This window comes from Polynucleobacter sp. MWH-Svant-W18, from assembly GCF_018687495.1.
Classification (GTDB): domain Bacteria; phylum Pseudomonadota; class Gammaproteobacteria; order Burkholderiales; family Burkholderiaceae; genus Polynucleobacter.
Genome location: NZ_CP061293.1, coordinates 853,348 through 878,929, shown reverse-complemented (window position 1 = coordinate 878,929; position 25,582 = coordinate 853,348). Strand labels below are relative to the sequence as shown.

Genomic DNA, 25,582 nt, shown 5'->3' with positions numbered 1-25,582 from the left:
TTAAATGTCTTGGCGGAACGGACGGGACTCGAACCCGCGACCCTCTGCGTGACAGGCAGATATTCTAACCAACTGAACTACCGCTCCAAATTACAACAACTGCTTAGTACAACTACCAAAAATTTGGCGTCCCCAGGGGGATTCGAACCCCCGTACTCACCGTGAAAGGGTGATGTCCTAGGCCTCTAGACGATGGGGACATGGACTACTAAAAATACGGCTATTTTGAATGCTTGGTGGAGATAAGCGGGATCGAACCGCTGACCTCTTGCATGCCATGCAAGCGCTCTCCCAGCTGAGCTATACCCCCGAAATCCCACAATAAAACCGCAAGACACTCAAAACAATCCAAGATTTTAGCCTATTTTTGGCCTGATACGCAAATTGCCTACTGGACTACCTTGGAGAGCCTTTTAATTGCTTCATCACGTCCCAAGACAAGCAAGACAGAATCAATTGCAGGGGTTTGAGTGGTGGCGAATAAAGCGTATCGAACTGGCATTGCCAGGGCTGGCATTTTGATGCCGTGCTTTGCAAGAACTTGCTTAAAGGCAGCTCCATAAGCCTCTTTGGAAGGCTCTGTTTGCGCTAAAACCTCTATGAAATCTTTCAGTGCTGGAATGATGTCTGCAGGAATATTTTTCTCAATCTCCTGAATAGAATGATTGGGAGCTGGCAAGTAAAATAGTTTGGCGCCTTCAGCAATCTCGATCAATGTATTGGCCCGATCTTTCAGCAAACCCACTACTTGAACAAAGTCGGGTCCACTTTCAGTATCGATGCCAATTTGATGCGCAAAGGGTTTAGTTGCTTCAGCCAATACCTTTGGATCTGCTTGTTGAATATATTGGTGATTTAACCAAAGCAACTTTTCAGGATTGTGTTGTGCAGGCGAACGGCCTAAGCTCTCTAAGTCAAACCAATCTACAAATTGCTGCTTAGTAAATACTTCTGCATCCCCGTGGGACCAACCAAGACGTGCCAAATAATTCAAAATGGCTTCTGGTAAGTAACCCGCTTTTTGATAGTCTCGAACACTCATCGCACCATTGCGCTTGCTCATTTTCTCGCCGGAGTCATTCAATACTGTTGGCAAGTGGGCGTATATAGGAGGCGTTCCGCCGAGAGCCTTAAGGATGTTGATCTGTCTTGGTGTGTTATTCACGTGATCGTCACCCCGAATCACATGGGTAATCTTCATATCGAGGTCGTCAACGACTACGCAAAAGTTATAAGTCGGTGTTCCATCGGGACGCGCTATCACCAGATCGTCCAGCTCATCATTGCTGATTTCAATTTTGCCTTTGACGGCATCATCCCAAATCACTGAACCACCAAGTGGATTTTTAAAACGAATTACCGGATCTACGCCCTCAGGAATAGGCGGCAAAGTTTTGCCAGGCTCTGGTCTCCAAAGTCCGTTGTAGCGTGGCTTCTCTTTATTGGCCATCTGTTGATCGCGCAAGCGATTGAGTTCATCCTCGCTCATGTAGCAGGGATAAGCCAAACCAGAGTCCAAAAGTTGTTTAACAAGCTCACGGTAGCGATCAATGCGCTGCATTTGATAGATCGGACCCTCGTCAATATCGAGACCCAACCAAGACATGCCTTCAATAATGACATCTACCGCTTCTTGAGTAGAGCGCTCCTGATCAGTATCTTCAATGCGCAAAATAAAGTCGCCTTGATTATGGCGTGCAAAAGCCCATGGGTAGAGCGCGCTACGCAGATTTCCCAAATGAATAAAGCCCGTGGGACTGGGGGCAAAACGAGTACGAATATGCATAAATGGCATTATCTCAGGTCGCGCAGATTGACGGCAAAATAGAAAAACGTGGATACTTTGCAATATGAATGAATTACTTGTTTTTGTCTGTGATGGCGCCCCAGTACGTGGGGAAATCGTGTCCATTAGTACCGCTTGGCAGGCTGTCTTAGAGCGTCGTGATGACCCTCCTGCAGTTCGTCGCATCCTGGGTGATTTTGTTGGTGCAGCCACCCTTCTGAGCGCTAGCCTCAAGTTTGATGGCACCCTCATTATTCAAGCTCAAAGTAAGGGTCCTATTCAATTGCTGGTGGTGGAATGCAAGTCAGACTTATCTATGCGTGCCACGGTAAAGCTCTCGGTCGATCCAAGCGAAATTTCAGATCAGGCAAGCCTTGGGGAGCTTCTGGATGCGAGTCACTCTGGCAGACTGGTTATCACCTTGGATCCCTCTGATCGGGAACCAGGGCAAGCCCCCTATCAAGGCATCGTGGCCCTTCAAGATGAGCGTAATGGCTTAATCACGCCTGTTTCCAGTGCTGCAGAGGCCATTGGGCTGTATATGCAGAATTCTGAGCAGTTAGAGACCCGCATTTGGCTAGCTTCAAACGATAGTCATGTTGGCGGCTTACTGTTGCAAAGACTCCCAGACTCTGGTGGTCATGCGCATCTTGACCCACAATCGGCAGCCGAAGGTTGGTCTCGTATTCAAACATTGGGCGAAACCATTACTGATGAGGAACTGCTCACCTTAACACCCGATGTGATTCTCCGTCGCTTGTTTCTAGAAGAGTCAGCCGAAAATGGCGTTAGAAGTTTTCCACCTCGCCAAATTCGATTCTCTTGTCGTTGCTCACGCACGAAAGTTGCTGACGTATTGCGTATGCTTGGCGAGGAAGAGGTAAAAAGCATTCTGGCTGAGCAAGGCTGTGTTGAGACAATCTGTGAGTTTTGTGCAAAGCCTTACCGCTTTGATGCAGTAGATTGCCTGCAAGTGTTTAAAACTAGCTTACTCAGTGATGCCACCAGGCCACCATCTAGTGGCCACTAGGGTTTGAGTCTTATTGCTTTGGATTTGATGCAGACTTAAGGCCGTCATCGATAGGAACTGCAGAAGCCTTATCAGCAGGAAGAATCTGGACAAAAAATTCACCCTCTTTAATCAGGCCATGCTCGGCTCTTGCACGTTCTTCGATAGCCCGCGTGCCATCCTTTAAATCTTTTACATCCCCAGCAAGTTTGGCGTTACGCAGTGCCAGCAAACTATTTTTTGCTTGTTGCAGCTCAACCTGCTTTTCCATCTCGTATACCTTAAGCCATCCACCCTTACCCAACCACAGTGGGTACTGGATTACGATGAGTAATACCAGCATAGAGTAGATAACAATACGCATATTGAAAAGTGCTTAGCGCTTTAGGTTATAAAAAACAGACTTGCCTGGATAGCTTGCAACATCACCTAAATCTTCTTCGATACGCAGGAGCTGGTTGTACTTGGCAATTCGATCAGAGCGTGACAGCGAACCTGTCTTGATTTGACCTGCGTTTGTACCCACCGCGATATCAGCAATAGTACTGTCTTCAGTTTCACCAGAGCGATGAGAAATAACCGAGGTGTAGTTAGCACGCTTAGCCATCTCAATGGCAGCAAAGGTCTCTGTCAGAGTACCAATTTGATTGATCTTAATTAAGATCGAATTGGCAATCCCTTTTTCGATACCTTCTTTAAGAATGCGCGTATTGGTAACAAAAAGATCGTCACCTACCAGTTGAATTTTCTTACCAAGCTTGCGAGTAATGTCTGCCCATCCATCCCAATCACCTTCGTGCATACCATCTTCAATAGAGACGATCGGGAATTGGTCTGCCAAGTTACCCAGATAGTCCGCGAACTCGCTAGAAGAAAGTTGGAGGCCTTCACCCGATAAATGGTACTTACCATCTTTATAAAATTCACTAGCGGCACAATCCAAAGCAAGTAAGACGTCCTCACCTGCTTGATATCCTGCGCCCTCAATGGCTTTCATGATAGTTTGCAGACACTCATGATTGCTCTTAAAGTTTGGAGCAAAGCCACCCTCATCACCAACGGTCGTGGGTATACCTTGCGCAGCCAAAATCTTTTTGAGTTCATGGAAAATCTCAGCGCCACAGCGTAGCGCATCTCGGAAATTTTCTGCACCAACAGGCATGATCATAAATTCTTGAATATCAAGACTGTTGTTAGCATGCGCTCCACCGTTGACGATATTCATCATGGGGACTGGTAATTGCATACCGCCTGAGCCACCAAAATATCGGTACAGTGGTAAGCCTGCCTCTTCAGCAGCCGCTCTTGCCACTGCCATGGAAACTGCCAGAGTGGCATTGGCACCAAGTCGCGCTTTGTTATGAGTGCCATCTAGCTCAATCAGGGTGTGATCTAAGAAAGCCTGCTCACTAGCATCTAGACCCAAAATAGTTTCTGCAATTTCTACATTGATATTTTGAACGGCTTTTAAAACGCCTTTACCTAAATAGCGAGACTTGTCGCCATCACGTAATTCAATTGCTTCACGAGATCCGGTAGAGGCGCCGGAAGGTACTGCTGCTCTCCCCATCACACCAGACTCTAATAAAACATCGCATTCCACTGTCGGGTTACCGCGTGAATCCAAAACTTCTCTACCGATGATGTCAACAATGGCGCTCATGCACCTCTCCTTAAAACAATATGTAATGGGTTATTTAAAGCTATCTTCTAAAAATGATCCGCTTGATTTAATCACGGTATCAATAGAAACCAGCGACTCTAATAAATCTTTCATGCGATGCAATGGCACTGCATTAGGTCCGTCAGATAATGCTTTAGCTGGGTCTGGATGGGTTTCCATAAAAAGGCCACTCACTCCAACCGCCACAGCCGCCCTGGCTAAGACTGGTACAAATTCTCTTTGGCCGCCACTGGCTGTACCTTGACCACCGGGTAACTGAACAGAATGGGTAGCATCAAATACTACTGGCGCACCTGACTCTCGCAGGATAGCAAGGCTGCGCATATCTGAGACAAGATTGTTATAACCAAATGAAGCGCCACGCTCGCACACCATAAATTGATCAGGCAGGTTTACTTCTTTTGCAGCAGCACGCGCTTTTTCTATTACATTGAGCATTTCGTGCGGTGAGAGAAACTGGCCCTTTTTGAAATTCACTGGCTTACCGCTCTGCGCACAGGCGCGAATAAAGTCCGTTTGTCTGCATAAAAAAGCTGGGGTCTGAATTACGTCAACCACTTTAGCAACTTCTGCAATCTCACTTATGTCGTGTACATCCGTGAGAATGGATACAGCAAGTTCTTTTTTAACCTTAGCCAAAATCTCCAAGCCTTTTTCCATCCCAAGGCCACGGTATGAAGTACCAGAGGAGCGATTGGCTTTATCAAATGAGGATTTATAAATAAATGGGATATTCAGTGCGCTAGTCATTTCTTTTAATTGACCAGCGACATCAATGGCTGATTGTTCAGACTCGATGACACAAGTGCCAGCAATCAAGAAAAAGCGATGTTGTAGTCCTACATCGAAACCACATAACTTAAATGTGCTCATCAATTCTCCCTTAAGCAGGCTGTTTTAAAGCGGCTTGTTGATGTTCCAAAGCGGCGCTGATAAAGGCTGAGAACAAAGGGTGTCCATCGCGTGGTGTTGATGTGAATTCTGGGTGGAATTGCACGCCGAAGAACCAAGGATGTATAGCTTCAGGTAATTCCATCATTTCAGGCAATGACTCATTGGGGGTTCTAGCTGAAATCACCATGCCAGCCTGCTCTAGCTTCGGAACATACGTATTGTTCACTTCATAGCGGTGACGATGACGTTCATTTACTTCTGCACCATAGATGCGATGTGCCAAGGTACCCGCCTCGACTGGGCAGCGTTGTGAGCCCAAACGCATGGTGCCACCAAGATCAGATTCATTGGTGCGTTTCTCAACACGCCCTTCTCTATCCATCCATTCTGTAATCAGTGCAACCACTGGATGTTCAGCAGAGGGATCAAACTCGGTACTATTAGCCTGAGCAATATTGGCAACGTGTCGAGCAAATTCAATGACAGCTAACTGCATGCCTAAGCAAATCCCGAGATAGGGAACATTATTCTCACGTGCATAGCGAATCGCTGAAATCTTACCTTCTGTCCCGCGCTTACCAAAGCCCCCAGGAACTAAAATCGCATCCAGTTCTTTTAAGCAATCCACACCATCTTTTTCAATTACTTCTGAATCAATGTAATTAATGTTCACTTTAGTGTGAGTATGGATGCCAGCATGGCGCAAGGCTTCAATCAAAGACTTATAGGATTCAGTCAGCTCCACATATTTGCCAACCATACCAATAGTCACTTCATGCTGTGGGTTAGCCATCTCATAAACAAGATGTGCCCATACCGCAAGATCCGCTGGCTTGGCTTTTAAATCGAGCTCTCGGCAAATCAAATCATCCATGCCTTGGGCATGCAACATTTCTGGAATCTTATAGATCGTGTCGACATCCCAAACGGATATCACAGCCTCTTCACGCACATTGGAGAACAAGGAAATTTTGGCACGTTCATCTTCAGGGATAGGACGATCAGCGCGACATAGTAAAACCGTCGGCATGATGCCAATCTCACGCAATTTTTGGACAGAGTGTTGAGTTGGCTTAGTCTTTAATTCACCGGCACTGCTGATATAAGGCACTAAGGTTAAGTGCACAAAAGCACAGCTGTGAACCGGCAAGCGCAGGCTCATCTGCCTTGCGGCCTCTAGGAATGGGAGGGATTCAATATCGCCAACGGTCCCACCAATCTCACAAATAGCTACATCGGCTTGGCCGTCATGACTTGCTTTTGCGCCACGCTCAACAAAAGCTTGAATTTCATTTGTAATGTGTGGAATAACTTGAACAGTTTTTCCGAGGTATTCACCGCGACGCTCTTTACTAATAACAGACTCATAAATCTGGCCTGTAGTGAAGTTATTGCTCTTACGCATCTTTGCGGATACGAAGCGCTCATAGTGACCCAAGTCCAAATCGGTTTCTGCTCCGTCTTCAGTGACGAAGACTTCGCCATGCTGAAGCGGACTCATTGTTCCTGGATCAACGTTGATGTATGGGTCTAATTTTAGGAGGGTGACTTTCAGGCCGCGGGATTCAAGAATCGCGGCAAGCGAGGCAGCTGCGATTCCTTTCCCTAAAGAAGAAACCACACCACCAGTGACAAAAACGTATTTAGTCATCGCTTAAGCTCTGTTGGAAAAAGTAATTATAACGATAGCGATCGATATCTAGAAAATTTCATATCCGCTTATATCTATAGCTTATCCTTCAAATATGTACTCTTTAGATACAAAATAATCCCATGCGCCTCCTCTTTGCCATCCTTATTAGTGTCCTTTCCCTCCTCTATTTCCTCCCATTTGCGATTGCTTTCAATAAGAAACGGGCTAATACAGGGGCAATATTTGCCTTAAATCTGTTTTTAGGCTGGTCTTTAATCGGTTGGGTGCTGGCCTTAGTTTGGGCCTTAAAAGAGGAGCAAGTGGTCTAAATACCTGCTTTTTATCCCTTTTCAACCCAAATTTATAGGGTTTAAACTCTTATATAAGACTTGATTTACCAACTATAATCATCAAAACGGGAGAGAATTCCCTTTTGGCCTATCTATTGACCACTTTTACCTCATAGGAAACATCATGTTAGAAGCCTATAACGCCCAAGTTGCTGAACGCGCCGCTCTCGGTATTCCAGCCCTCCCATTAAGCAAAGATCAAACTGCTGAACTAGTAAAACTGCTAGTAAACCCGCCAGCCGGCAAAGAAGCTGAACTGGTTGAACTCATCACCAACCGCGTACCTGCAGGTGTTGATGAGGCTGCCAAGGTAAAAGCGGAATTCTTGGATGCAGTTGCCAAGGGCACAGAAAAATCCCCATTAATTTCCCGCGTTAAAGCCACTGAGTTATTGGGAACCATGCTGGGTGGTTACAACATTAAGCCACTCGTTGAACTATTGAGCGATACCGAGTGCGGTTCTGCTGCAGCAGAAGCTTTGAAGAAAACCCTGCTGATGTTTGACTACTTCCATGACGTTCAAGAAATGGCTGAAAAAGGCAATGCAAACGCAAAGTCTGTATTACAGAGTTGGGCGGATGCAGAATGGTTTACTAGCCGTCCGGCTGTTCCAGAAAGTATGAAGTTAACAGTATTCAAAGTAACAGGCGAGACAAATACAGATGACTTGTCTCCAGCCCCTGATGCTTGGAGTCGTCCAGACATTCCTTTGCATGCAACTGTCATGCTCAAGAATCCCCGTCCTGGCATCGATCCAGATGAGCCGGGTGCGCGCGGCCCTATGAAGCAAATCGCCGAGTTACAGAAAAAAGGCAACCAAATTGCTTACGTTGGAGACGTTGTCGGTACAGGCTCTTCAAGAAAATCAGCAACGAACTCCGTGTTGTGGTGGACTGGTGAAGATATTCCATTCGTTCCTAATAAGCGCTATGGCGGCGTTTGCTTGGGCACCAAAATTGCTCCAATTTTCTTCAATACTATGGAAGATGCTGGTGCTCTACCAATTGAGCTTGATGTAAACCAAATGAATATGGGCGATGTAATTGAGTTGCGCCCTTATGAAGGCAAGGCATTTAAAGATGGCAAAGAAATTACCTCCTTCTCTCTAAAGTCTCCAGTGATTTTGGATGAAGTTCGCGCTGGCGGTCGTATTCCTTTGATCGTTGGTCGTGGTTTAACTGCTAAAGCACGTGCAGCCCTTGGCTTGCCAACCTCTACCGTATTCCGTGTACCAGTTAGCCCGCCTGATAACAAGAAGGGCTTTAGCTTGGCACAGAAGATGGTTGGTCGTGCCTGTGGTTTGCCAGAAGGCCAAGGTGTTCGCCCCGGCACTTATTGCGAGCCACATATGACTACTGTTGGATCTCAAGATACAACTGGTCCAATGACACGTGATGAGTTAAAAGATTTGGCTTGTTTAGGCTTTTCTGCAGACCTCGTTATGCAGTCTTTCTGCCATACCTCTGCTTACCCAAAGCCAGTAGATATTCGCACCCACCATGAATTGCCAGCCTTCATGACAAATCGTGGCGGTGTTGCATTGCGTCCAGGTGACGGTGTGATCCACAGCTGGTTGAATCGCTTATTGCTTCCTGACACCTGTGGCACAGGCGGTGATAGCCATACTCGCTTCCCAATTGGGATTTCATTTCCTGCGGGTTCTGGCTTAGTTGCATTTGCTGCTGCAACAGGCGTGATGCCTTTAGACATGCCTGAGTCTGTCTTGGTGCGCTTCAAAGGAAAAATGCAGCCTGGCATCACTTTGCGTGACCTGGTTAATGCGATTCCTTTGTATGCAATCAAAAAGGGTCTGCTCACTGTTGAAAAGCAAGGCAAGAAAAACATTTTCTCTGGACGTATATTAGAAATTGAAGGTCTGCCAGAGTTGAAAGTTGAGCAAGCATTTGAGCTATCGGATGCATCTGCTGAACGTTCTGCTGGTGGTTGCGCTATTCAGTTGAACAAAGAGCCGATCATTGAATACATGCGATCCAATATCACCCTCATGAAGTGGATGATTGCTAATGGTTATGAAGATAAGCGTACTTTAGGTCGCCGTATTAAGGCCATGGAGGCTTGGATTGCTAAACCTGAGTTACTCAAGGCGGATGCGAATGCAGATTACGCTGAAATCATCGAAATCGATATGAGCGATATTAAAGAGCCAATCTTGGCCTGCCCTAACGATCCAGATGATGTGAAGTTCCTCTCAGAAGTTGCTGGCGACAAAATTGATGAGGTTTTCATTGGCTCCTGTATGACAAATATCGGTCACTTCCGTGCTGCTGGTAAGGTGCTTGAAGGTAAGTCAGATATCCCTACCCGTTTGTGGATCGCACCTCCAACCAAGATGGATCAAATGATTCTGACAGAAGAAGGCTACTACGGCATTTTGGGTCGCACTGGTGCACGTATGGAAACACCGGGCTGCTCACTCTGTATGGGTAACCAAGCGCAGATCCGCAAAGGTTCTACTGCAGTATCCACCTCTACACGCAACTTCCCAAATCGTTTAGGTATTGATACTCGGGTGTACTTGGCTTCTGCTGAGTTGGCTTCAGTCGCTGCACTCTTGGGTCGCTTGCCTACTCCGAAGGAATACCTCGAGCAAGTAGAGTCACTGAATGCGAAGTCTGCTGAAGTGTATCGCTATATGAACTTTGACAAAATCAAATCATTTAGCGATGTCGCTGATACTGTGACTGTGTAAGAGAATTCTCTTAGTTGAGCTAAAGGCGGTCTTCGGATCGCCTTTTTTATTATCTATAACTAGATAGACAATTTAGATTCTTGTCGTGCGTTTTCACGACTAATGCCTGCTACCCATTTATTAGTTGGCAAATCAGTCTGCTCTCTGATTAACTTCGCGCGAGCAGAGACGTCCCGCCACTCCGCCTCGAGATGAGGCCCCTTAAAGGCGATGGCAACAACGTTGCAATCGTGTGATTCTGGAAACAGGAGCACGCGATTATCAAAAGCCTCGCAGATATTCTGAAGATTGATGTCAAAGCTTTTGTGCCGAGAAAACAAATTAACCGTCAAGACTCCCGGGCTTCTAAGAATCTCATAACAGCCCTTATAGAACTCCAAGGTACTTGCTGCAGGGCCATCACAGATGGCGTCATAGAGATCAACCTGCACAGCATCAAATGCATTGCGATACTGACGATTTTTTACAAATTGTTTTGCATCAGCCTGAAGAGTTTCAAGTCTACGATCATCATCAGGAACAGAAAACATGGTTCTGGCAGAAACAATGACAGCAGGATTTAATTCCACCACCGTGGATTTCACTGCTGGGCAATATTGGTGGGTAAATTTGGTGAGGGCACCTGTACCAAGCCCTAGTTGTGCTACTCGCATGCCTGGTTTTGTCTCCAAGAACAGGAGCCAGGCCATCATTTGTTGGTTATATTCGAGATAAATTTCATTGGGGTCACGAATACGCATCGCCCCTTGAATTAATTCACTACCGAAATGTAGATAACGAATCCCACCGCTTTCTGAAAAAGTGACCGGCTCCATCTCTTGTTGCAACATGCGATTAATTCGCCCAATGGCGAGCATTACGGAATAAACGCATCCATGGGCTTGCACCATCCGGTGTTTTCAACCATTCCGGTGGACACCAACTCATCTGCACAGCACGAAATACGCGCTCTGGATGGGGCATCATCACGGTAAAGCGACCGTCTGGCGTGGTAACTCCAGTTAGACCGCCAGGAGATCCATTGGGATTTAGGGGGTAAGTTTCGGTCGGATTGCCCAGATGATCAACAAAACGTAAGCTGGCTAGTCCCTGCTTTTTTAATTGCTCAAGGTCACCTTGATGACTGAAATTTGCAAAGCCCTCGCCGTGTGCAATTGCGATAGGCAACTGACTACCCTCCATACCTTGAGTGAAAATCGATGGTGAGGCGAGTACTTCAGCCATGACCAAACGCGCTTCATATTGTTCTGATTGATTGCGGGTAAATTTTGGCCAAGTTTGAGCGCCCGGAATAATTCCAGCGAGATTACTCATCATTTGGCAACCATTGCAAACACCCAGAGCAAAGCTATCTTGGCGATTGAAGAATGTGGAGAATTGATCGCGTAGCTGCTGATTAAACAAAATGGTTTTTGCCCAGCCTTCACCTGCACCGAGAACGTCACCATAACTAAAACCGCCGCAAGCTATCAAACCCCTAAAGTCCTCTAGCTTGGCCTTACCAGTCAGAAGATCTGACATATGCACGTCATAGCTATCAAATCCCGCCCAATTTACGGCATAGGCCATCTCTACATGAGAGTTCACACCCTGCTCTCGCAAGATAGCCACTTTAGGACGGGCATTCTTCTGAATATATGGGGCGGCGATATCCTCAGATACATCAAAGGTCAGCTTTGGAAAGATGCCAGTATCAGCAATATTGTCTAAGAGAGCAAATTCACTGTCGGCACAGGCAGGATTGTCTCGTAAGCGTGCAATTTGGTAGCTTGTATTGGTCCACATCTTTTGCAAAATTTCACGAGGTTCCGCAAAGATATTTTTAGCATCACGCCAGATCTCAATCCGACCATTCTTATTCGGTTTACCAATTACATGGCTAAAGGCACTTAGACCCAGTTTACGCAGTACCGCAAACACTGCATCACGATCTTCCCGACGCACCTGAATGACGGCACCAAGTTCTTCATTAAATAAGGCACGCATAGTTTGTTCGTGACGACGTCCTGATACTTGTTGCGCCCAATTCTTAGCATCGCCATGATCGGGTTCTTGCCCAGCATCTACTGCAATCATGTCTACATTGATAGAGACACCGGAGTGCGACGCAAAGGCCATTTCTGCAACACAGGCCAACAATCCACCGTCGGAGCGATCGTGGTAGGCCAAAAGCTTGTCCTCTTTGCGCAGTTCAATAATCGCTGCAGCTAAATTCTTCAAATCTTCCGGATGATCTAAATTGGGAGCGTCTTTGCCGGACTGGTTTAGAACTTGCGCCAAAATACTGCCAGCCATTCGATTCTTGCCGCGTCCTAGATCAATCAGGATCAATTCAGTATCCAGTACACCACTCTGATCTGCGAGCTTTAATTCAGGAGTTAAGGTTTTACGTGCATCCTGCACTCCAGCAAAGGCTGAAATGATTAAGGACACTGGGGCAACTACCTTCTTAGAATCATTGCCATCCTGCCAAGCTGTCGACATTGACAATGAATCTTTACCCACCGGTATCGAAATACCAAGCGCAGGACATAATTCCATGCCAACTGTTTTTACTGAGTCGTAGAGTTTTGCATCTTCACCTGGGGCACCACAGGCAGCCATCCAGTTGGCAGACAATTTCACATCTTCTAGGCGACGTATATCTGCAGCGAGGATATTAGTAATGGCCTCACCCACAGCCATGCGCGCTGCTGCAGGAGCATCAATCACTGCTACTGGGGTTCGCTCCCCCATGCTCATGGCTTCACCGCGATAGCCTTTATAGTCCATCAGAGTAACGGCACAGTCGGCCACTGGCACTTGCCAAGGACCAACAAATTGATCGCGTGCATTTAAGCCACCAACTGTTCGATCACCAATCGTAATTAAGAATGATTTGCTTGCAACCGTTGGTTGCTGTAAAACCCAGGCAATGGAATTAGCCAGATCAGCATCGGTAACATTTAATTCTGTAAATTGTTGTGCTACGCGTTGCACATCGCGATGCATACGAGGAGGCTTACCAAGCAATACCTCCATTGGCATATCGATTGGCATAGACTCATCAGAATCTGCCGCTTGTTTTGAATCGCTAAGCTGCAATTGACGCTCAGCGGTAGCTTCACCCACTACTGCAAATGGGCAGCGTTCGCGCTCACATAGGGCTTTAAATAAATCCAAGTCCTTTGCATCTATTGCAAGTACATAGCGTTCTTGAGATTCATTACACCAAATCTCAGCTGGACTCATGCCACTCTCTTCAAGTGGAACATTACGTAATTTAAATTTGGCGCCTAAGCCAGCACCATCTGCTAGTTCAGGGAATGCATTCGATAGACCGCCCGCACCAACATCATGGATCGAAACAATCGGGTTATTGTCCCCCATTGCACGACAAGCGTTGATAACCTCTTGAGCACGACGCTCCATTTCTGGGTTACCCCGTTGCACAGAATCAAAATCCAGATCCGCTGTATTGGTCCCAGTAGCAACAGAGCTACCAGTTGCACCGCCCATACCAATACGCATTCCAGGGCCGCCGAGTTGAATTAGTAAATGACCTGCTTGAATAGACTTCTTTTCAGTATGAGTCGAATCAATACTGCCAATACCGCCGGCAATCATAATAGGCTTGTGATAACCACGACGTGTGCCATCTAAGGTTTGCTCAAAGACGCGAAAGTACCCGCCAAGAATTGGGCGGCCAAACTCATTGTTAAAGGCTGCTCCACCAAGGGGGCCTTCAATCATGATTTGCAAAGGGGTTGCTATCCGATCAGGTTTTCCATACTTCTCCGCTTCCCAAGGTAAATCGGTACCCGGAATATTGAGATTTGATACAGAAAAGCCTGTTAAGCCTGCTTTAGGACGGCCGCCCACACCAGTGGCACCTTCATCCCGAATCTCGCCTCCAGCGCCTGTAGAAGCGCCAGGAAATGGCGCTATCGCGGTTGGATGGTTATGGGTCTCCACCTTCATCAAGGTATGAACTAAACGAGTATCTTTTTCGTAACGGTGATTCTCGCCTTGAGGAACCCAAGTCTCTGCTTCACAACCTACCATCACCGCGGAGTTATCTGAATACGCAACAATAGTTCCCTCAGGTTGAAGCTGATGGGTGTTACGAATCATGGCAAACAATGAGCGTTCTTGATCGTCACCGTCAATGGTCCAGCTGGAATTAAATATCTTGTGACGGCAATGCTCACTATTGGCCTGCGCAAACATCATGAGCTCAACATCGCTTGGATTTCGCTGAAGACGAATAAAGTTTTCAGTCAGATAATCAATCTCATCATCAGATAGAGCCAAACCTAAGCTTTGATTGGCCTTATCCAAGGCAGTCCGCCCCTCGGTCAGTACTGGAATACGGCTTAAAGGACGATCCGCTAAGGTTTGATAGAGGGCATTGGCCTCATCGGTTGACTCTATGACTGTCTCTGTCATGCGATCATGAATTGCAGCAATTACTACTTGCTCTTGATCTGCACTTAAAGCTTTTTTACTTTTCCAGAAAAACTCCACACCGCGCTCAATACGTAAAACAGGAATGCCGCATTGCTGGGCAATATCAGTTGCTTTACTAGCCCAAGGTGAAACGGTTCCGAAGCGTGGAATCACAATCGCTGCTTGATCTTGTTCGGATCTTTTTCCAAACCAAGATTTACCAGATGCAATCTTGGAGATAAAAGGCTCCCCGTAGGTCAGCAAGCTGGCCAAAACATCCTGAGTCTGGGGCTTAAGTGATTCCTCGGACCATATGAAATGTAGATACCGCGCTTCAATGGACTCCAGCTCAATACCTTGAGAGGATAAAGTGGCTAAAAGGCGCTGTTGGCGGAATGGGGAAAGCGCATCGGCGCCGGGTAAAAATTGGAAAAAAGACATCCCTAGATTATAAGGTTTTACCTACAGTAATCTGCCGCCTTGAAGCTGTAATTGACGTTGGCACCGGCTGGCCAAGGCTGGGTCGTGGGTGACCAAAATTAAGGTCGAATGATTGGCTTCATTTAGCTCAAAAAGCAGCTCGATGACCTGTTTTCCACTAGCCTCGTCTAGGCTACCCGTGGGTTCGTCAGCAAAAAGGATGGCTGGTTTTGTCATAAATGCACGAGCCAAAGCCACACGCTGTTGCTCACCACCGGACAGTGTTTTAGGAAAGTGTTTTAAACGTGCTGACAATCCCACTCGGTCGAGCCAGGACTGAGCCCCCTGTTTTGCATTGGCAAGCCCAGCAAGCTCCGCAGGCAGCATGACGTTCTCTAAGGCTGTTAAATGGGATAGCAACTGGAAAGATTGAAATACAAAACCTACATGCTTGGCCCTTAAGCTTGCCCTGCCATCCTCATTAAGATTAGATAAGTCCTGGCCCATCAAAGAGACGGATCCAGAACTTGGGAGGTCGAGCCCTGCTAACAGACTCAATAAAGTACTCTTACCGGATCCAGAACTACCAGTAATTGCCACGCTTTCGCCCTGCTCAATTGAAAAGGAAATGTCGTGCAAAATAGATAAGACACCATCACTCGCTGTGACCGTTTTATTTAATTGATGGGCATTAAGCACACTCATTGGAATGTCCATGGAGTTAAACCGATATAAGGCAGCACACTAGCCTGAAGGCAATGTATTAGATGAATCAAAATATTCAGTCGACCCTAGTGAAAAATGTCATAGCAATGGCCTTATTTTGCCTGTTAATTTCTTTCATCACACTGGCAAAGGCAAATCCTACGATATTGCTGATGGGAGATAGCCTCTCAGCCGAATATGGCCTGCAAAGAGGATCTGGTTGGGCAAAAATATTAGAGCGTCAGCTACAAGATCAAGGCAGCCCGTGGAGCATCTTTAATGCCAGCATTAGTGGCGAGACTACTGCCGGAGGCCTAAGTAGGCTTCCCAAATTATTGACTCAAGAGAAGCCGGGCATTGTCATGATTGAATTGGGGGCAAATGATGCATTACGCGGGCTCTCCATTACTCAGACCGAGTCGAATCTTCGTAAAATGATAGCGCTTAGTAAATTATCTGGCGCACGGGTTATGTTATTTGGGATGCAAATACCACCAAATTATGGACAAGACTATGCAAGGAAATTTAAAGATATTTATCCGCGTTTAGCCGCTCAAGAAAATATTGAACTTATTCCATTCTTTTTGGCTGGGGTTGCGACACAAAGGGATTTATTTCAGGCAGACAATATTCACCCGAATGAAAAAGCCCAGATCCTGCTCTACAAAAACGTATGGGGCGCAATGGCCCCATATCAATCACTGCTCCATCAACGCTAAAGTTTTAGCTACCCGCCCCAGTGGATGGCGGCCTTAATGGATTGATTGTCTTTACTTTAGCGGTATCGCGCCAGTAAGCCATGAAACCTGCAAACTCAGCCTGAGCAGCAAGGGCTTGAATTTGCTGGGCTTGAGCTTTGTGCACCTTTGCATCTGCACCAGCGGGTTGACGAACTTGATCTACGCGATACAAGGTTGTACCAACACCAGGTGTATTGACTGAAACATATGCAGGTAATTGATCAGGATTTGCCGACATGACATCATCTAATGCAGCGCCAACTAAGTTTGCAGGTTTATTGCGAGACACCCAAATTGGATTAGCAAAACCAGTTGCGTTCTTGGGATCCTTTTGCAACTGAGCATAACGCTCTGCTGCTGATGCAACAGCAAGTTTTTCCGCAGCACGTTGACTAACTTGACGCTTCACTTCTGCAGCAACCTCTTTGTATGGCAAAGTTTGGGCAGGATGGAAAACAACTACTCTAGCCGAGACCAAAACACCTGGTGATACTTGGATCGCTTCAATATTGCGTTTATTTTTAACGGCATCATCGCCAAATAAAGCTTGTACCACTTTAGGATTAGCTAGAGGATGGTCTTTAGAAAGGCCAGCTGCGCCAGAGCGGGTAATCCCATTTTGGGTTTGAATGCCCAGCTTCAACTTATCAGCCGCAGGTTTAAGGCTATCAGCCTGGTCATAGGTCAGGTTAGCAAATTGATCTGCTTTCTCACTAAAGACCTTTGCATCTTCTTTGGGGTCAGCCCTGAGAACGATGTACTCAATATCGATATATTCAGGGCTTTCAAAGAGTTTGGTATTGGCGGTATAAAAAGCCTGTAACTCCTCTGGCGTTGGATTCACCTTAGATAAGTAATTCTTGGCCTCAAACGACAATGTTTGTACCTGGCGCTCAGTTTCATACAAAGTAGAAATAATTTCGGATAACTTTGGATTGGGAAGTTCAGTGCGCGCTACTGAATTGACCAGCTGACCAATCTTGATATCAAACGCTTGGCTGGCATAAAACTGCTCTTCATTTAAGCCATTGCTTGCCAAGAGTTGTTTAAAGCGGGCATCATCAAAGCTGCCATCAGGTCTATACAAAGCCCGAATTTGCGGAATGTTTTGCAAGCTCTTTATCAAAGCTTCCTTGCCGACCTGCAGACGCAATTGATTCACGGCAAAACCTAGAATACGTTGTTGCAATAACTCATTTAAGATTGCCTGCCGAAATTGGAGGCTTTGGGCGATTTGGGGATTACCACCAACACGCTCTGCTTGACGCTTCGCTGCATTGTCAACTTCTTGCGCGGTAATTGGCCGACCATCTACTTTAACTAGGTCCGTTTCTTTGTCCATAAAGCTGGAATAGCTGGAGATTCCGAACATGGCAAACGACGGAACAATGAACAGCATCAATACGAGCTGCAAAAGCTTTTGGTGCTTACGGACAATATCAAACATGAATTAGATCGCTAGTAATAAATTTCAACCATGTGAGTGTACTAGGCGGCAGGATCTGAGGGCTTGAACGCCTTGAAACAGGCAAAGGAATGCGTAAAAATTTTGGTGGGCGCTGAGAGGCTCGAACTCCCGACATTCTGCGTGTAAGGCAGACGCTCTACCAACTGAGCTAAGCGCCCCAAAATATTACAGCTGAGATTGTACCTTAAAAGCCCGAAAAATAACGGTTTTCCATCAAATCTAGCCCTTTTAAGCGGCCAAAAATGATGGAAATGCCCTCTTTTATTAGTGCTTCAGAACCTCTGCAGAAGCCGCTTTTTCCTTCACATTACTAGCCTCAGAAGCCTTTTTGGCCAGCTCTTCGGGAGTTGGTTCCGGTAAGGCTTGCGGCATTCTCTCGAGGGCAAGCTCCAATACCTTATCAATCCAACGCACTGGAACAATCTCAATGGCATTCTTGACGTTATCGGGAATATCAATCAGATCCTTGACGTTCTCTTCTGGAATCAAAGCAAGCTTGATACCACCACGATGAGCAGCGAGTAGCTTTTCTTTTAGACCGCCGATTGGTAAAACCTCTCCGCGCAAAGTAATCTCACCGGTCATCGCAACATCAGAGCGAATCGGAATGCCAGTAAAGACTGATACGAGCGCAGTAGTAATGGCAATGCCCGCGGAAGGACCATCTTTTGGTGTAGCACCATCAGGGAAGTGAAGGTGGATATCCTTCTTCTCAAATGCTTCATCCGTGATGCCTAAACGACTAGCTCTGGAGCGAACCACGGTGCGTGCAGCCTCAACAGACTCTTTCATAACATCACCGATCGAGCCAGTGCGGGTAATAACACCTTTTCCAGGCATAACCGCTGCTTCAATTGTCAGAAGATCGCCGCCAACTTCGGTCCAAGCCAAACCAGTTACCTGTCCAACTTGATTCTCTTTACCAGCCAAACCAAAGTCGTACATGCGTACGGATAAAAACTTATCAAGATTGTCAGCGCTCACCACAACAGGTGCAGACTCTTTCTTCAAGAGCAAGAGTTTGACTACTTTACGGCAGATCTTGCTGATTTCTCTTTCTAAAGAGCGAACACCAGCCTCACGGGTGTAGTAGCGAATGATATTGCGGACCGCACCCTCTTCAATCTTGAGCTCACCTTTTTGCAAGCCATTATTTTTGATTTGTTTAGGAATTAAATAATTGACAGCAATACTAGTCTTCTCATCTTCGGTATATCCAGCCAAACGGATAATCTCAAGACGATCCAGGAGTGGGCCGGGAATATTCAAGGAATTTGAAGTGGCAACAAACATCACATCCGAGAGATCAAAGTCGACTTCAACATAGTGATCCTGGAAAGTGTGGTTTTGCTCAGGATCCAATACCTCCAGTAATGCACTGGCAGGATCACCGCGGAAGTCCATACCCATCTTGTCCACTTCGTCCAACAGGAACAAAGGATTACGTACGCCAACTTTTGTCAAGCTAGTCAAAATCTTGCCTGGCATGGATCCAATATAGGTACGGCGGTGACCACGAATCTCAGACTCGTCACGCACACCACCCAAAGCCATGCGCACAAACTTACGATTGGTGGCCCGCGCAATGGATTGACCTAAAGAGGTTTTGCCAACACCGGGAGGGCCAACTAAACAAAGAATCGGCGCCTTTACACGATCTACTCGTTGTTGAACAGCGAGATATTCCAAAATGCGTTCTTTGACTTTATCTAGACCGTAGTGATCCTCATCCAACACTTTCTCGGCATTGGTGAGATCATTATTGATCTTGGTTTTTTTCTTCCAAGGAAGATTGACTAAGGTATCAATGAAGTTACGAATCACCGTTGCTTCAGCAGACATTGGCGACATCAGCTTCAGTTTCTTCAACTCGGACTCGGCTTTCTTGAGAGCCTCTTTAGGCATACGCGCACTCTTGATACGCTTCTCCAGCTCCTCAAGATCGGCGCCCTCTTCACCCTCGCCCAATTCCTTTTGGATAGCTTTGACTTGCTCGTTCAGGTAGTACTCGCGCTGACTCTTTTCCATCTGACGTTTAACGCGACCACGAATACGTTTCTCTACTTGCAAAATATCAATTTCGCTTTCAAGATCAGCAAGTAAACTTTCCAAGCGCTGTACAACATCATTCATTTCAAGCAAACGTTGTTTCTGCTCTAGCTTGACTGGCAAATGCGCGCAGATGGTATCAGCCAAACGGCTTGGGTCATCGATACCACCCAATGAAGACAATATTTCTTGTGGAACTTTTTTATTTAATTTAACGTATTGATCAAACTGAGCCATGATGGCACGGCGCAAAGCCTCTGTCTCATGAGCATCGATTGAATCCATGGCAGTCGGCGTAGCTTCGCAATTGAAGTAGCCCATGCTGTCTTCAATTTGACTCACTTCAGCACGCTGCACACCTTCAACTAAAACTTTGACTGTGCCATCAGGAAGTTTGAGCATTTGCAAAATGTTGGCAATACAACCAACTTCGTACAAGTCTTCAATGCCTGGCTCATCCTTAGCGGCAGTTTTTTGAGCGACTAGCAATACATTCTTGCCAGTTTCCATCGCAGCTTCAAGCGCTTTAATCGATTTAGGGCGGCCTACAAATAAAGGGATCACCATATGAGGGAACACAACTACATCCCGCAAAGGGAGTAAAGGTAGTTGAATGGGTTCAGAGGGTAGTAATAAGTGGCCAGGCATAAGGCAAATCCTCCAAAGTAATCAATCCTCAAAAGTCTCTAGATATAACAAACCACTAAATAGAGACATTATTCATAAGTAGCATACTACCTATATGTGTAGCATTTTGAAAAATTCAAGGGGGGAAAGTACAAAAAAGGGGCAAAAATGCCCCTAAATTAACAAAAAACCAATGAAATCAGGCTTTTTTGCTCAAATCTGCATGTTCTAGATCTTGTTTATAGACTAGCAAGGGTTTTCCGCCTTCAGCAATGCTACTGTCATCGATCACTACCTTCTGAACATTTTGCAGAGATGGGAGGTCATACATCACGTCCATGAGGGAGCCCTCAAGGATAGATCTGAGACCACGGGCACCGGTTTTACGGGCAATCGCCTTCTTGGCGATGGCGGCCAGGGCAGCATGACGAACCTCTAGCTCAGCCCCTTCCATCGTCAGTAAGGCTTGATATTGTTTGACCAGCGCATTCTTAGGCTCAGTCAGAATTTGAATTAAAGCCTCTTCATCTAACTGGGCCAAGGTTGCCACTACCGGCAAACGGCCAATCAACTCTGGAATTAAGCCAAATTTAATCAAATCTTCTGGCTCAACTTCGATTAACAGATCACTGACACCACGATCATCTTTGCCGGGAACTGAAGCATTAAATCCGATTCCAGTCTTAGCAGTGCGCTGTTGAATGACTTTTTCTAGACCATCAAATGCGCCACCACAAATGAACAGGATATTAGTTGTATCAACCTGTAAAAAATCCTGATTGGGATGCTTGCGACCGCCCTGAGGAGGTACAGAAGCCATAGTACCTTCAACGAGTTTCAGCAGTGCTTGCTGTACACCCTCACCCGAGACATCGCGTGTGATGGAAGGATTGTCAGATTTACGCGAGATCTTATCAATCTCATCAATGTAAACAATACCGCGCTGCGCTTTTTCAACGTTGTAATCACACGCTTGCAATAACTTCTGAATGATATTTTCTACATCTTCACCAACATAGCCAGCTTCAGTTAGCGTGGTTGCATCAGCCATTACAAATGGAACATCCAGCATACGCGCTAGAGTCTGCGCTAAAAGCGTCTTTCCTGAACCGGTTGGGCCGATAAGTAAAATATTACTTTTGGCTAACTCCACACCATCAACCATCGCCTTCGCAGGCAACTTTGATTCTTTCTTGTCAGCCGTCTCTACTGGCTTGCCATCTTTATCTACCTTCTCTTTTTTAGGCTTAGGTAGGTATTGCAAGCGTTTGTAGTGGTTGTAAACCGCCACTGCTAGAGTCTTCTTGGCATGATCCTGACCAATGACGTACTGATCCAAATTCTCACGGATTTGGTGGGGAGTTGGCAAAGCATCGTCGCCCTCTCCTTTTGGCAGCTTAGCAATTTCTTCTTGAATAATGTCAGTGCAAAGGTCGATGCACTCATCACAAATGAAAACAGATGGACCAGCAATCAGCTTCTTCACTTCATGCTGACTTTTGCCGCAGAAAGAGCAATACAACACTTTTTCGGATGTGGCGTTGGTATTGTTATCGCTCAAAATGATCTCGACTTGTCTTAAGGACGCTTATCAATAACTTTATCGATTAAGCCATATTCACGAGCTTGGTCTGCAGACATGAAGTTATCGCGATCAGTGTCTTTGGCAATCGTTTCGATAGACTGGCCAGTGCGATCGGCCAAGATCTTATTCAGGCGCTCGCGGAGGTACAAAATTTCTCTTGCCTGGATTTCGATATCCGATGCTTGACCACGTGCACCACCTAATGGCTGATGAATCATCACACGAGAATTTGGCAAGGCGTAGCGCTTCCCTTTTTCGCCAGCACATAACAAGAATGCACCCATACTTGCAGACATGCCCATACACAAGGTGCTGACATGTGGCTTGATGAATTGCATAGTGTCGTAAATGGCTAAACCAGCAGACACTGAACCACCAGGTGAGTTGATGTAGAGAGAAATTTCTTTATCAGGATTTTCGCTCTCCAAGAAAAGCAACTGTGCAATCACCAAGTTGGCAGTTTGATCGTTTACTTCGCCAACCAAGAAAACTACGCGTTCTCTTAAAAGTCGAGAATAGATATCGTAAGCACGCTCACCTCTACCAGAGGTTTCAATCACCATTGGGACCAAACCTAAACCTTTTGGCTCTAGGTCTTCAGACTGAAAATGGTTCTGACTCATTGCGCAAGGCCCTTTTCTTGATGAATTGATAGTGATCTTAGTTTAGCTTGCTTAGCTCTTCGAAGGTCACAGCTTTGTCGTTTACTTTAGCCAGTGAGGTGAAATGCTTAATCACATTGTCCTCAAGTACTAAATTCTCAATATCCTTGAGACGGCTTGGATTGCTGTAGAACCAACGAACGACTTCTTTAGGGTCTTCATAAGTGGCTGCCTGTTCATCGATTTCAGCCTTAATTTGATCTGCAGTAGCAGCCAAATTTTGCTTCTTCACTAAATCACCCAAAATCAAACCTAAGCGAACCCGCTTTAAGGCCTGCTCAGCAAATAACTCCGCAGGAATTGGAGCATCTTTTGCATTGGGTACGCCACGTTGCATGAGGTCTTGACGAGCACCCTCAACCAAACGTTCTTGCTCAGAGGCTACTAGTGACTTAGGAACATCAAGCTCACATAATGTATTGAGCTTTTCCATTACATCATTTTTTAACAAAGAAGTAATGCGACGTTTCACTTCGCGATCTAAATTCTCTTTTACTTCAGCGCGCATCTTTGCAACGCCACCTTCAGTAACGCCCATGGATAAAGCAAATGCATCATCCACAACTGGCATGTGCGGCCAATTGACAGACTTTACGGTAATAGTGAACTCAGCAGTTTTACCTGCAACATCTTTACCGTGGTAATCGGCAGGAAAACTTAATGGGAATGATTTGCTCTCGCCTGCTTTGAGACCTAAAGTAGCCGCCTCGAACTCTGGCAACATACGACCTTCGCCCAATACATACTCAAAGTTCTCTGCTTTCCCGCCTGTAAATTCAACGCCATCAATCTTGCCAACAAAATCAATGATCACCTGATCGCCGTTTTGTGCAGCAGTGTTAGCGCCACCATCGCCATGATGGCCGGCCTCACCACGTGGGTGATAGTGAACCTGCTGTTTACGCAATACATCAATGGCACGGTCGATTTCAGCATCGCCAATTTCTGTCGTGTATTGAGTCACTTCTGCTTTTGAGAAATCACCCAACTTGACTTCTGGCAACACTTCAAAGAAAGCGTCAAACACAATCTTGTCTGCATCTAGTTCGCTCTTTGGCTCGAGACGTGGCTGGCCTGCTAATGCGATGCCTTCTTTTTTGCTTTGCTCATAAAACAACTCTGAGGCTTTATCGAACTGAAGTTCGAAGTCTACTTGCATGCCATATTGTTTCTCAACGATATTTTTAGGCACCTTGCCAGGACGGAAGCCGGCCATCTTCATGGTCTTAGCAACTTTTGCCAAACGGGCTTCACGCTCTTTTGCCAAATCGGCGCGCGCGAATTCCAAAGTCATTTTGCGGTCTAAGGAACCTAAATTTTCTATCTGCACAGCTACTCTCGTCTCTTAATTGAAATCAGGATATGTGAAGTCCAAGCCAAGTAGCAATCTTGTGGTGCGAGGAGGGGGACTCGAACCCCCACACCATTTCTGGCGTCAGGACCTAAACCTGGTGCGTCTACCAATTTCGCCATCCTCGCGAATATCCGCAAACACTGCCAAGCTTAAACTTCACTCTAAAGACAGTAATTCTACAATGCTTGGGGTTTTGAGGCGCTTTTAGGCCTTGTAGAGCAAAGCTACGGCATGCACTGCAATGCCCTCACCCCTACCTAAATGGCCCAGGGATTCATTGGTTTTGGCTTTTAGATTCACGTGGCTTGGTGTTACCAAGAGGTCGGCGGCGATATTTCTGACCATTTCGGGCAAAAATCCAGCCAATTTCGGCTTTTGACAGATGATGGTGGCGTCTACATTACCGACTTGGAATCCAGCAGCTTGAACCTTTTGCAGAGCTGCCCGAAGCAATATTCGACTATCCATGTCTTTGAACTCTGGATCGGTATCGGGAAATAATTGACCAATGTCATTTAAGCCAGCAGCGCCTAACAATGCATCAGTTAGTGCATGCAGTAATGCGTCTGCATCAGAGTGCCCTAGTAAACCCTTTTCGTAAGGCACGTGAACACCACCCAAAATGAGTTTGCGTTCTGCCACCAATGCATGAACGTCATACCCCTGGCCAATACGAAATTGTGGAACGTGAGAATGAGTTTGTGTCATAGGTATCTTTAGTATCTTTACTTAGCACTAGTACGTAATAGCAATTGCATCAATTCCCAATCCGCGGGATGCGTAACCTTAAAGTTACGCGTAGCACCCTCGATTAGGAAAGGCTTCACACCAGATAACTCCATGGCACTGGCTTCATCTGTGACGTCGGCCTCCAATCGAATAGCATTCTCTAGGGCTGAGTGCAACTTGGCAAGACCAAACATCTGGGGAGTTTGCGCTTGCCAAAGATGTTCACGTGGAATCGTTTTTTCAACGTGGGGGATGTTGCCAGCAATCACAGAATCTAAATCTGCTTGCTTCAAAGTGTCAGCCAAACGCATTGCTAATAAGCCACCAATGTCAGAAGCTTGCACCGCAAGAATTAATTTCTCAATGAGAGCCGGTGTAATACCTGGCCTTGCAGCATCATGTACTAGAACCCAGTCATCGGCTGCAATGCCATTTTTGAGCAAAGCAGCCAGAGTATTTCTGACGGTTTCCTGCCTAGTCGGTCCACCCGTAGGAAAAAAATGGATCGGCTTAGCGCTACTGTTAAAAGTCTTCAGAATAGGATTGTCGATAAATGCAGGCGAAACCCCAATCCAAATCGACTCAATATGTGGCGATTGGAGAAATGCATCAAGCGCATAGGCGAGCATCGGTTTTCCCGCCAATTCCTGGAATTGCTTAGGCAATTCACCGCCAAGACGAGATCCCGTTCCCGCAGTAGGCAGGAGAGCATGGCATTTCTTCAAAGATTGATTTCCTGAGCTCATGCC

General features: G+C 46.2%; 19 protein-coding genes and 5 tRNA genes. 4 read left to right on the top strand and 20 right to left on the bottom strand.

The genetic code is table 11. The annotated features are described in order from the left end of the window. Positions 1-10: 10 nt before the first annotated feature. From C2757_RS04570 to gltX, 4 genes are all read right to left on the bottom strand, one after another. Positions 11-87: transfer RNA gene (locus C2757_RS04570), tRNA-Asp, on the bottom strand. A gap of 37 nt (positions 88-124) precedes the next feature. Continuing rightward, positions 125-200, bottom strand: a tRNA-Glu gene (locus tag C2757_RS04565). 34 nt (positions 201-234) lie between these two features. Then, positions 235-310 (bottom strand) — tRNA-Ala (locus C2757_RS04560). A gap of 78 nt (positions 311-388) precedes the next feature. Continuing rightward, entirely contained in the window at positions 389-1,795 is a 1,407-nt protein-coding gene (gltX, locus tag C2757_RS04555; protein WP_215376657.1) for a glutamate--tRNA ligase, read from the bottom strand. A 55-nt stretch (positions 1,796-1,850) separates the two neighbouring features. Here gltX and C2757_RS04550 point away from each other — a divergent pair, with 55 nt between their 5' ends. Beyond that, entirely contained in the window at positions 1,851-2,816 is a 966-nt protein-coding gene (locus C2757_RS04550) for an Hsp33 family molecular chaperone HslO (protein ID WP_215376655.1), read from the top strand. A gap of 10 nt (positions 2,817-2,826) precedes the next feature. On the opposite strand, the gene ftsB is transcribed toward C2757_RS04550, so the two are convergent. Genes ftsB through C2757_RS04530 form a run of 4 tightly spaced genes read right to left on the bottom strand, consistent with a single transcriptional unit; the run spans position 2,827 to position 7,024 of the window. Further along, on the bottom strand, positions 2,827-3,159 hold the full coding sequence (ftsB, locus tag C2757_RS04545; RefSeq protein WP_215376651.1) for a cell division protein FtsB: 333 nt from the start codon (positions 3,157-3,159) through the stop codon (positions 2,827-2,829). Positions 3,160-3,171: 12 nt separating this feature from the next. Continuing rightward, positions 3,172-4,458: a phosphopyruvate hydratase gene (gene eno, locus C2757_RS04540; RefSeq protein WP_215376648.1), complete on the bottom strand. Its 1,287-nt coding sequence runs from the start codon at positions 4,456-4,458 to the stop codon at positions 3,172-3,174. A 30-nt stretch (positions 4,459-4,488) separates the two neighbouring features. Further along, positions 4,489-5,352 (bottom strand): 3-deoxy-8-phosphooctulonate synthase, encoded by an 864-nt coding sequence (kdsA, locus tag C2757_RS04535; RefSeq protein ID WP_215376645.1) that lies wholly within the window; start codon positions 5,350-5,352, stop codon positions 4,489-4,491. A 10-nt stretch (positions 5,353-5,362) separates the two neighbouring features. Next, positions 5,363-7,024: a CTP synthase gene (locus C2757_RS04530; protein ID WP_215376642.1), complete on the bottom strand. Its 1,662-nt coding sequence runs from the start codon at positions 7,022-7,024 to the stop codon at positions 5,363-5,365. A gap of 122 nt (positions 7,025-7,146) precedes the next feature. Here C2757_RS04530 and C2757_RS04525 point away from each other — a divergent pair, with 122 nt between their 5' ends. Both C2757_RS04525 and C2757_RS04520 read left to right on the top strand, forming a co-directional pair. Then, positions 7,147-7,335 (top strand): superinfection immunity protein, encoded by a 189-nt coding sequence (locus C2757_RS04525; RefSeq protein WP_215376639.1) that lies wholly within the window; start codon positions 7,147-7,149, stop codon positions 7,333-7,335. 145 nt (positions 7,336-7,480) lie between these two features. Continuing rightward, on the top strand, positions 7,481-10,066 hold the full coding sequence (locus C2757_RS04520; protein ID WP_215376636.1) for a bifunctional aconitate hydratase 2/2-methylisocitrate dehydratase: 2,586 nt from the start codon (positions 7,481-7,483) through the stop codon (positions 10,064-10,066). Positions 10,067-10,125: 59 nt separating this feature from the next. Here the strand turns inward: C2757_RS04520 and C2757_RS04515 are convergent, their stop codons facing one another. From C2757_RS04515 to C2757_RS04505, 3 genes are read right to left on the bottom strand one after another with little or no spacing between them, the layout of a single operon-like run. After that, positions 10,126-10,956, bottom strand: a complete 831-nt coding sequence (locus C2757_RS04515) for a spermidine synthase (RefSeq protein WP_251366800.1) — start codon at positions 10,954-10,956, stop codon at positions 10,126-10,128. Continuing rightward, positions 10,901-14,935: a phosphoribosylformylglycinamidine synthase gene (gene purL, locus C2757_RS04510; RefSeq protein ID WP_215376633.1), complete on the bottom strand. Its 4,035-nt coding sequence runs from the start codon at positions 14,933-14,935 to the stop codon at positions 10,901-10,903. Before purL ends, C2757_RS04515 begins: the two co-directional genes overlap by 56 nt. A 21-nt stretch (positions 14,936-14,956) precedes the next feature. Continuing rightward, complete coding sequence (locus C2757_RS04505; RefSeq protein ID WP_251366799.1) at positions 14,957-15,619, bottom strand: ABC transporter ATP-binding protein; 663 nt, start codon at positions 15,617-15,619, stop codon at positions 14,957-14,959. 62 nt (positions 15,620-15,681) lie between these two features. On the opposite strand from C2757_RS04505, the gene C2757_RS04500 reads away from it, so the two are divergent. After that, the gene (locus C2757_RS04500; protein ID WP_215376628.1) at positions 15,682-16,338 is read left to right on the top strand and encodes an arylesterase; all 657 of its coding nucleotides are present in this window, start codon (positions 15,682-15,684) and stop codon (positions 16,336-16,338) included. A 4-nt stretch (positions 16,339-16,342) separates the two neighbouring features. Here C2757_RS04500 and C2757_RS04495 read toward each other — a convergent pair whose 3' ends face one another. The 9 genes from C2757_RS04495 to ispD all read right to left on the bottom strand — a co-directional run bounded on the left by C2757_RS04495 (position 16,343) and on the right by ispD (position 25,579). Beyond that, complete coding sequence (locus C2757_RS04495) at positions 16,343-17,806, bottom strand: peptidylprolyl isomerase (RefSeq protein WP_215376626.1); 1,464 nt, start codon at positions 17,804-17,806, stop codon at positions 16,343-16,345. 103 nt (positions 17,807-17,909) lie between these two features. Further along, a tRNA-Val gene (locus tag C2757_RS04490) sits at positions 17,910-17,985 on the bottom strand. 106 nt (positions 17,986-18,091) lie between these two features. Beyond that, a complete protein-coding gene (lon, locus tag C2757_RS04485; protein WP_215376623.1) occupies positions 18,092-20,524 on the bottom strand; it encodes an endopeptidase La in 2,433 nt (810 codons plus the stop codon). A 178-nt stretch (positions 20,525-20,702) separates the two neighbouring features. Continuing rightward, positions 20,703-22,064 (bottom strand): ATP-dependent Clp protease ATP-binding subunit ClpX, encoded by a 1,362-nt coding sequence (gene clpX, locus C2757_RS04480; RefSeq protein WP_215376620.1) that lies wholly within the window; start codon positions 22,062-22,064, stop codon positions 20,703-20,705. A gap of 17 nt (positions 22,065-22,081) precedes the next feature. Further along, entirely contained in the window at positions 22,082-22,711 is a 630-nt protein-coding gene (clpP, locus tag C2757_RS04475) for an ATP-dependent Clp endopeptidase proteolytic subunit ClpP (protein ID WP_215376617.1), read from the bottom strand. A gap of 37 nt (positions 22,712-22,748) precedes the next feature. Continuing rightward, positions 22,749-24,080: a trigger factor gene (gene tig, locus C2757_RS04470; RefSeq protein WP_215376614.1), complete on the bottom strand. Its 1,332-nt coding sequence runs from the start codon at positions 24,078-24,080 to the stop codon at positions 22,749-22,751. A gap of 62 nt (positions 24,081-24,142) precedes the next feature. Further along, positions 24,143-24,229: transfer RNA gene (locus C2757_RS04465), tRNA-Leu, on the bottom strand. Between the two features lie 79 nt (positions 24,230-24,308). Beyond that, complete coding sequence (gene ispF / locus C2757_RS04460; RefSeq protein ID WP_215376611.1) at positions 24,309-24,812, bottom strand: 2-C-methyl-D-erythritol 2,4-cyclodiphosphate synthase; 504 nt, start codon at positions 24,810-24,812, stop codon at positions 24,309-24,311. 17 nt (positions 24,813-24,829) lie between these two features. Beyond that, positions 24,830-25,579 (bottom strand): 2-C-methyl-D-erythritol 4-phosphate cytidylyltransferase, encoded by a 750-nt coding sequence (gene ispD / locus C2757_RS04455; RefSeq protein ID WP_215376608.1) that lies wholly within the window; start codon positions 25,577-25,579, stop codon positions 24,830-24,832. Between the last annotated feature and the right edge of the window lie 3 nt (positions 25,580-25,582).

What these genes read in the sequence shown, in the direction of transcription:
- gltX (WP_215376657.1), bottom strand. Translation starts at nt 1,795, where the DNA reads ATGCCATTTATGCATATTCGTACTCGTTTTGCCCCCAGTCCCACGGGC.
- C2757_RS04550 (WP_215376655.1), top strand. Translation starts at nt 1,851, where the DNA reads ATGAATGAATTACTTGTTTTTGTCTGTGATGGCGCCCCAGTACGTGGG.
- ftsB (WP_215376651.1), bottom strand. Translation starts at nt 3,159, where the DNA reads ATGCGTATTGTTATCTACTCTATGCTGGTATTACTCATCGTAATCCAG.
- eno (WP_215376648.1), bottom strand. Translation starts at nt 4,458, where the DNA reads ATGAGCGCCATTGTTGACATCATCGGTAGAGAAGTTTTGGATTCACGC.
- kdsA (WP_215376645.1), bottom strand. Translation starts at nt 5,352, where the DNA reads ATGAGCACATTTAAGTTATGTGGTTTCGATGTAGGACTACAACATCGC.
- C2757_RS04530 (WP_215376642.1), bottom strand. Translation starts at nt 7,024, where the DNA reads ATGACTAAATACGTTTTTGTCACTGGTGGTGTGGTTTCTTCTTTAGGG.
- C2757_RS04525 (WP_215376639.1), top strand. Translation starts at nt 7,147, where the DNA reads ATGCGCCTCCTCTTTGCCATCCTTATTAGTGTCCTTTCCCTCCTCTAT.
- C2757_RS04520 (WP_215376636.1), top strand. Translation starts at nt 7,481, where the DNA reads ATGTTAGAAGCCTATAACGCCCAAGTTGCTGAACGCGCCGCTCTCGGT.
- C2757_RS04515 (WP_251366800.1), bottom strand. Translation starts at nt 10,956, where the DNA reads ATGGTGCAAGCCCATGGATGCGTTTATTCCGTAATGCTCGCCATTGGG.
- purL (WP_215376633.1), bottom strand. Translation starts at nt 14,935, where the DNA reads ATGTCTTTTTTCCAATTTTTACCCGGCGCCGATGCGCTTTCCCCATTC.
- C2757_RS04505 (WP_251366799.1), bottom strand. Translation starts at nt 15,619, where the DNA reads ATGAGTGTGCTTAATGCCCATCAATTAAATAAAACGGTCACAGCGAGT.
- C2757_RS04500 (WP_215376628.1), top strand. Translation starts at nt 15,682, where the DNA reads ATGAATCAAAATATTCAGTCGACCCTAGTGAAAAATGTCATAGCAATG.
- C2757_RS04495 (WP_215376626.1), bottom strand. Translation starts at nt 17,806, where the DNA reads ATGTTTGATATTGTCCGTAAGCACCAAAAGCTTTTGCAGCTCGTATTG.
- lon (WP_215376623.1), bottom strand. Translation starts at nt 20,524, where the DNA reads ATGCCTGGCCACTTATTACTACCCTCTGAACCCATTCAACTACCTTTA.
- clpP (WP_215376617.1), bottom strand. Translation starts at nt 22,711, where the DNA reads ATGAGTCAGAACCATTTTCAGTCTGAAGACCTAGAGCCAAAAGGTTTA.
- ispF (WP_215376611.1), bottom strand. Translation starts at nt 24,812, where the DNA reads ATGACACAAACTCATTCTCACGTTCCACAATTTCGTATTGGCCAGGGG.
- ispD (WP_215376608.1), bottom strand. Translation starts at nt 25,579, where the DNA reads ATGAGCTCAGGAAATCAATCTTTGAAGAAATGCCATGCTCTCCTGCCT.